Origin of the sequence: Ramlibacter sp. (assembly GCA_019635435.1) — a bacterium.
Classification (GTDB): Bacteria; Pseudomonadota; Gammaproteobacteria; order Burkholderiales; family Burkholderiaceae_C; genus JAHBZM01.
On record JAHBZM010000001.1, the window covers coordinates 4,395,952 to 4,404,132 of the forward strand.

Here is an 8,181-nt window from a genome sequence, read left to right on the forward strand (position 1 = left end):
TGTGCTGGCTTATCGATTTTGACTTAAATATCAAATCAAATCAATAAGTTACAAGCTGATCTTTGAGTAATTTCTGAGTGCTACGAGTGGTTTCTTACGCACGGATGGCGTGATTGGATGTGACGCCCGACTCGTACAGGATGTTTCTGCCGGGCACGAACGCCCGGCAAACCGTCATCGGGAGTTACTTGGCAGGGGTGGCCCCAGGCGTCAGGGTCTTGTTGACGGAAGGGTCGTTCTTGCGGAACAGGTCTTCGTCGAACTTGTAGCGAACACCCAGCACCCAGCCACGGTTGGTGTAGTCGCTGCCGGTCAGGTCATCGTCGCGGAATCCCCGGAAGTTGTAGCCCAGGGTGACCCACAGGTTGTCCACCAGCACGTAGCCGGCCTCCACCCCGTAGGCGTACTGACGGGCACCGCCCTTGCCCACCAGCACCGTCGCCAGCACGCCAAGCGACCAGCGGTTGGTCACGTCATAGGTCACGCGCGTGCCGAACAGCTGCGCGTGGTAGCTGTCGTCAATGGTGCCCTGCAGCAGCTCATTGACCCGCTTGAGCGCATAGCGGCCCGAGACCCACCACACGCGCGTGGGGTGGTAGTTGGCACGCAGGCTGATGATGTCGGTGGTGCTGCGCAGGCCGGCCGACGGGTCGCTCTCGGACTTGCGCTCGTACAGGCCCAGTGCGTCGAACTTGTTGTTGTCCACGGGCCGGTAGGCGAAGCCCACCTGGGCCTGGTTCTGGCGCCGGTTGGCCCCACCCGCCTTGGGTTGGACCAGGTTGAGGTAGTCGCGCCCGATCAGGGTCCAGTTGCGGTCCAGCTTGCGCGCAACACCCAGCGTCATGAGGTAGTTGGTGTTGGTGCTGTCCTGGCGCCATTCAAACCGGGTGGAGCCTTTCCACAGCTCGCTGGCGGTGTACTCCAGGCCCACCCCGGCGGCTGAGGCGCCGCCACTGCTGGTGTTCAGCCGCTCGACGTTGGTCACCAGCCGCAATCCTTCGGACACCCGCCAGCCATTGCGCAGGCCCAGCGCCGACTGGACCTCGCGCCCCGCCGAGCTGTCGCGCAGCCGGTATTCGCTGTAGATGGACCCGTCCTTCATGTACTGGGTGTCAATGCCCAGGGCCAGGTTGCTGCCCTTGTCGCCCACGCCCAGGCCGTAGGCCCCGGTGTACTGCCGGCTCAGTTCGTAGCGGCCGTAGAGGCGGGTCCGCTCGGCGACCTGCCAGTCGGCGCCCACACGGTACAGCGTGGACGCATTGGTGCTGCCCAGTTCACGCTGCAGTTCGCCATTGACGGAGAGGCTGTCGGTCGCCTTCCAGGTGGCCCTGGCATACAGGGAGGAACTGTCCAGGCTGGTGGTGGGCCCGGTGGGCAGCAGGACGGAGTTGCAGGCGACCGGCTGGCCGGTGGCGGGATCAATCTGCTGGTTGCCCACCTGGTTGATGCCGTAGCCGACGTTGTAGCCCTGCGTGGTGCCGCTGCCCACGCCCAGGCAGTTGCTGCCGATCGAGGGCACGAGGGTGACCGAGCTCTGGGTGGCGTGGCGCGCGCCGGCTCCGATGCTCAGACGGTCGGTGAGCTTGAGGTCGGCGCCGACCGAAGCTGCATCGCTCTTGCTGGCGCTGATCCGGTCTTCGGAGTGCAGCACTTCGCCGTTCAGGCTGAGGCGGCTGTTGACCTGGTAGGTTCCCGAAACACCCAGCTCCGAGCGCCCCCCCGTGATGCCGCCCGAGCTGTTGTTGAACCCGTCCTGCGCATGCGCAGCGTAGGCCCGCGCGCGCAGGGTTTCATCGGAATGGCGGATCTCGACGCGCGCGGCGCTCCCCGACACGGGCCCGGTCACGCCGGCGAAATTGCTGCTGTTGTTGGTGGTGAAGTTGTTCGAGGTGGCGCCCACCACGCTCTGGGCATGCGCCACCTCGGCGATCACTTCGGTGCTCTTGCTGAGCTTCAGGTGCAGGTTGACGCCAGTCAGGGTGAACGGCGCATCCGGGTTGTTGTCCCGGGCGGCGGCCACCCCCACGGAAAGCTTGTCGCTGATCTTGAGCTGGACATCGCCACCAGCCACGGTGAAGGCCTTGCCGCCCTGGTCGACTTCGTAGGTGACGCGGATGGACACCGGGTTGAGCTGGTCATCGACGCTGGGCACGGGCGCGCGGAACAGGATCTGGCCATTGAAGGGCTCGAACTCGTAGTCCAGTGACCGGGTCAGCGTGGTGGCCTTGATGATGTTGGTGGTCTGGTTGCGGTCACGCACCAGGATCTCGATCTTCTCGCTGCCGGCCACCCCGTCGGAGCGGGACACGCCGTACGGGCCGGAGACCCCGCGAGCAGGGAATTCGTCGACGATCTGCGACAGCGACTGGCGCGCCACAAATGCGTTGGCGGTGACGACGCCTTCCTCATAGTGGGCCCGCAGGCCGGGCAGCGAGCGGCTGTACTGGCTCAGCGAGCGCGCGGGGTTCGGGTCGGCGGTGGTGTAGTCGCCATACAGGACGTAGCTGAGGTTCTTGTCCAGCCGGACGTAGAGCTTGCCCGAACTCTGCGCGTCGACTCCGCGGTAGCTGGAGTCACCATAGACCGGGTAGAACGCATTGGGGTCTATGTCCTGGAACAGGCGTTTGCGGGTGTCCTTCTCGGAGTCGTACGACAGGGTCAGCAGGTATTTGCCACTGACCTTGCCCTTGAGGTAGACCGCGGCGCGCGCACCCAGCCGGGTGGTCCCGCCGTTGAACTCCTTGGTGAAGTTGCGCAACTCATCGTCAAACCCGTCGTTCTCGCGCACCGGCACGATCTGGCGGGGGTCGAACTTGTCCGACCGCAGGTGGCTCTCGATCAGCCCGACCACGATCATTTCGCGCAGGTCGGGCACGTAGCGCACCACGACCTTCTCGCTGACGCCCTTGACCGAGATCTTCAGGTTGACCGAGTCAGGCTTGTAGGGCGCGATCAGCTTGAACTGGAGCACGCCGTCCTTGACGGTGTACTGGACACCCGGCTGGATGCGGTCGATGTCGCCCTTGTCGACCCCGGTTTCGGAGGTGCTGCGCCCGGGCAGCTGGACCCGCGCGCCGGCGTCCACTTCGATGGTGACGTCCACGTCCTCTCGCACCCGCTGGCCATCGCGGTCCACCAGGCGCACCAGCACGTCGGTGGCGGTGATGCCATCGGCCGCCAGGTTGTCACCCGCGACCTTGATGGCGATCTTGTCCACGGGCGAGGACAGGCGCTCGAGGAACGAGGTGAACGGCCGCGGCCCGATGGACTCCTGGCCGCCCGACTGGAACAGGCTGCGCGCTTCAGGGGTGTCGGCGCTCGTCGTGTTGGGCGCGGGCTGCGACTGGGCCGCGGCGAAGCCGTGCAACAGGGCCAATGCCGCTGCGGCCACGGGAGCGCGCCGCGCCATGGGCAGGCGTTGAAGGCTGTGGCGCTTCATCGTCTTCATTGGATCACCCCCTTCTGCACAGGGGCAGGCGTGGTCAGGGTCCCTGGCGACGAGCCGGGCGTCACGGGCGGCAGGAGCTTGTCGGCCTCAGGCAGGTTCACCCCCCCCTGAGCTCGGCGGGCCTTGACCTGTTCCAGCACCTCTGGGCTGCAGGAACCTTCGATGAAGTCAGCACGGTGCAGTTCGCCTCCCCTCATTTCCACGAAGATGCTGTCGCCCACCCCGGCATTGCGGTTGCTCGACGGCAGCAGGCGCGCGCCCCTGGGCAGCGTGGTCTTGTCCACCTTGATCACGTGGGTCTGGGGCTTGACGCCGCAGAGGCTGTACTTGCCTTCGTTATCGGTCACGATGAACGTGCCGTCCAGCATGACGAGGCGAACCCCCGGGATGCCAAGCTCACGCGAGCCGCCTTCGTTGTTCTGCGCGCTGTTGCCATCGCAGTCCACATAGACCTTGCCGACGATACAGCCTTCGTTGCTGAACACGCCACCCTGAACGTTGACCTTGAAGATCGCCGTGTTCGACCGGATGGGAGTGCCCAGGGCGCCGGGGAAGATGGCCGTGGCGCGGTTGACGCCATCGCCCTGCTGGGAGCCGACGCCCAGGCGGACGAAGTAGGTCAGCTCGTAGACCGTGCTCCCCGGAATGGTTCCGATGTCAAACACCAGTTGCCGTCCCACGCCGCCCGCGGGATCGGCCAACGCGGTACCGTTGAGGCGAGCCGTGCCCAGGATGTAGCGGAAGCCCGCCGGCAACAAGTCTTCCAGCGTGATCCGGGTCACCGGCAGGCCGATGGTGTTGCGCATGCGGATGGTGTATTGCACCGAGTCCCCGACCTCTGCAACGGTCTTGTTGCCGGTCTTGTTGACCAGGATGACGCCAGGCTCCACCTCCTTGACCGTCGAGGAAGCCGTGCCAATGTTGTTGGTGACCGTGGGGTCCGGCGTGGTGCTGGTCACGCTGGCGAGATTGGTGATCGTGCCGGTCGCCGTGTAGGCCGCCTGCACGGTCAGGGTCACCGTGGCCGTCGTCCCGATGCGCATGACACCGGCGGTCGCCACCAGCTTGTCGGGAGTCAACTCGAGGGTCAGGCTGCCGTTGGAGGCCACGGCGCCAATGAGCGTGAGGCCCGTGGGCATGACGTCGGTGACCGTCACATTGCCGGCGGAGCTTGGTCCATTGTTGAAGACGACCAGTGTGTAGGTCGCCGTGCCCGCCGCGCTGATGCTGGGGGAGCCAAATTTCAGGATGCCCATGTCGGCACCCAGAATGCCGGAGGTCGCTGATCCGGTGTTGTTGCTCGGCTGCAGGTCAGGCGTGGTGCTGGTCACGCCCGCCACGTTGGTCAAGGTTCCAATCACGGTATCGCCGACGTTGACGGTCAACGCGATGCTGGCCGCACCCACCGGCATGTTGCCTGCGAGGGCGGTCAGGCCGGCCGTGGTCGTCACCAGCGTGAAGCTTCCGGATACCACCGAGGCGGATACGAGGGTCAGACCCGCGGGCAGCACGTCAGTGACGGTCACATTCGAAGCAGTGCTCGGCCCGGCATTGCTGATGTTGAGTACGTAGCTCGCGGTGGCGCCCGCAGCCATGGTGGCGGAACCCTGCTTGGAAATCGACAGATCGGTCCCGGGGATGAAGGTTGAGGCCGACGAGGAGTTGTTCGTGGCGTCGGTCTCCGTGGTGGAGGTGGCGACACTCGCGACGTTGGTCACGGTCGTGCCCGCTGCGCTGGGCTCGGCACGCACGATCAGCGTGACGGTGGAGACGCCTACCGCCAGACCCGGCGTAGTCGCCGCAAGTCCGGTGGGGGTCACGCTCAGGGTGAGGGCATTGACCGGTTCCACGGTGGCGCTCAGCAGTGTCAGCCCCGCCGGCATCACATCGGTCACGTTGGCGTTGGCAGCCACGGTCGGTCCGCTGTTGGTGACTCTCAACGTGTAGGTTCCCGTACCGCCAGCGGGGATGACCGCCGGTCCCGTCTTGACAATGGCCAGGTCAATCCCACCACCACCGCCGCCACCTGCCGTGGCATCGAGCGGGATGTTGTTGTTGAACACTTCACCGAGGTAACCGACGCCAAAGGCAAACGACGCCGTCATCACATATTGCGTACCTGCCGCGCCGACCGCAGCACTTCCGGTGACCCCCACCGGAGGTGTCCCGGGCGCGCCGTAGCCAGGCTGCATGTTGGTTGCTGCATTGGGAACGACGTAGGGCGAAGTCGGCACATTCGCGATGACGTTGGGCAATGCCACCCCGCCCAGCACCGCCGGCGTTGTCACGTAACCCGCGGGCGCGGTGACCACATTCAATGTGTAGACCCCCGCAGGCGGATTGTTGATGAAGATGAACTGGTACAGGCCATTCACATCGGAAGTGGACTCGTTGTTGGGTTGAGCGCCATTCAAATCGAGCAAATGCGTCGCCGGGTTGAAGCCAACCGGTCCATTCAGGCGAACTGTCGCACCGGCCACCGGCAGGCGGGTCACCGAGTCATACACCTGACCCCGCGGATCCAGCGGCAGATTCTGATCCACGGTGTTGTCACCGGCATACAGCGTGATGCCCGTGATGGCCTGCCCGATAGCCTCACCCGTGGCGGATGTCGTTGTCGCCGTGACGCCGGTGGAGGGTTGTCCTCCGGTGGTCGTTCCCGCCTGGTTGTAGGGCGTGGTGTTGATGGCATTGCAGGTCGCGGCAGCGCCCACGGTCATGCAGTTGTAGAACTCGACGCGATATCCCACGCCCGGGAGCATTCCCTTGATTTCGTAGCGCCCATCGGCTCCGGTCATGGCCGTCCCAACCACCACCGAACCTGCGTTGTAAAGCCTTACCAGCAGATTGGGCAAGAGTACTTCGCCGGCCTGATAGACGCGGTCGCGGTTGGAATCTATCCACGCAAGGCCCCGCAACGTCGCACCGACTGTCGCGACCAGGGTCGTCGTGTTGTTGGGCAAATTGATATCCGGTGCAGTGGTGGCGGTCACGATGGCCGAGAAGGTCTGGGCAGTGGTCGTCAGCAACGGCACGCTATAGGTGGTGCTGAAACTCACGGTTTGCCCCGCCGACAGCGCGGTGGCGATGGTGAAGCCGACCGTGGCGCCGTTGGGCAGCGACACCGTCAACGTGCCGGTCGAAGCCATACCGCTCACATTGGCCACTGTCACAATGACGGTGTTCGTCCCGGCAGTCAGCGGGTTGGGACTGACCGCCAGCGACACCGACAAATCGGGCGGCGCAGTACCCACGAAGGTCACACCGGTTGTCACGTTGTTTGCCGTGTTGGTTTCCGTCGTGCTGGTGGCAATGCTGGCGGTGGCACTGACATTGCCCGCCGCAGGGACGGCATAAGTAAACGTGAAGCTCGCACTGGTGCCGGCAGGCAGGTTGGCAATGGGGAAGGTCGCCGTCACGCTGCCAGCTGCGATGGTTCCACCCGTGACAGCGGTCAATGTCCCGCCGGACAGGATGACCGTACGGGTCACGTTATCCGCCTGCGTGTTGCCGGTATTGTGGAACACCACCGTGCCAGCCACCACGGAGTTCGGGCTGGCGGACGCCGGAAGGCTGATGGTCACGCTCACATCGGCTTGCGACGAACCAACAACGGCGGTCGCTGTGTTGTTGGCCGTGTTGGTGTCCGGCAAGGTTCCGCTGATCGTGCTCGTGGCCTGAACCGCCGTAATGGCCGGTGGCGCAGTTACCTGCAGGCTCAAGGTCAGCGTTTGACCCGCAGGCATGATCGCCGGAATCCCTGCGAGGGTGACGACACCTGTGGCGGAACTGTAGGCCGCAGTAACGGTGCCGCTGGCAGTTACGGTGACCGAGGTCAGGCCCGGTGTCAATTGGAGCGTTGCGGTCACACCGGTAGCTGTCACCGCTCCCGCATTGCTATAGGTCACGGTCCCGGTGGAGGTTCCACCAGAGGTCCCGCTGGCCAGCTGCACCGTCGTCACCATGTCGACATTGGGCGAGCCGCCGCTGACGCATGCCGGCGTAGCCAGGGGATACGACACGCTGGTGGTGATGGTGGGATTCACGGAAACGATCAGTGTCACCGTGGGCCGCAGCCCGTTGTTGGCGTCATAAAGCCATGTTGTCCCGTCAAAGGTCCAGCCCGGCCATGCGACACCTCGGCCACCGCCATCCACGGCAGCCTCCGGCCAGAGCAATCCGGGGGCTACAGTCGACAGAGGCTGGCTGCCGTAGGCATACGTGGGCGTGCCGGTGGCGCCAACAGGCTTGACAAAAGTGATCGTGGCCACCGTGTCGGTGAAGTTCACGGTCGAGATGTTGTACTGCAGGTACGGCACATCATTGACGCAGACAGCCGTGAGCGTGTTGAACTGCAGGGATCTGACCGGCGAACTGACCACCGTGGCCGTGTTGTTCGCGGTGTTGGATTCCGGCGTTGTCGACGAGATGGTGCTGGTGACAGTCAGGCCGGTCGTGATGTTGGGCGCGGTAAAGGTTACCGTGAACTGATTGGTGGCCCCCGCCGCCATGGTAGCCAGCACCGGCCAGGTCAGGACGGTATTTCCGCCCGACACAACGGCAGTGGCGGACCCGATGCTTGTGAGGGTCGGCGTACCCGGAATGATGACTGTTTGTGTGACATTGCTCGCCGGGCTCGCGCCGACGTTGGCGTACGTCACCGTCAGCGTCGTTGTATCGCCAGCGCTGACGACACTGCTGATGGTGATGCTGGTGCTGACATCCGCCAGGCT

The 8,181-nt window shown here is 64.6% G+C and carries 2 protein-coding genes; both read right to left on the reverse strand.

Going from position 1 to position 8,181, the window contains the following annotated elements:
• Positions 1-184: 184 nt before the first annotated feature.
• Entirely contained in the window at positions 185-3,448 is a 3,264-nt protein-coding gene (locus KF796_21585; GenBank protein ID MBX3589233.1) for a hypothetical protein, read from the reverse strand.
• Positions 3,445-7,959 carry a DUF11 domain-containing protein gene (locus KF796_21590; GenBank protein MBX3589234.1) on the reverse strand — a complete coding sequence of 1,505 codons (4,515 nt, stop codon included), beginning with the start codon at positions 7,957-7,959 and terminating at the stop codon, positions 3,445-3,447. The genes KF796_21585 and KF796_21590 overlap by 4 nt, the downstream gene beginning before the upstream one ends.
• Between the last annotated feature and the right edge of the window lie 222 nt (positions 7,960-8,181).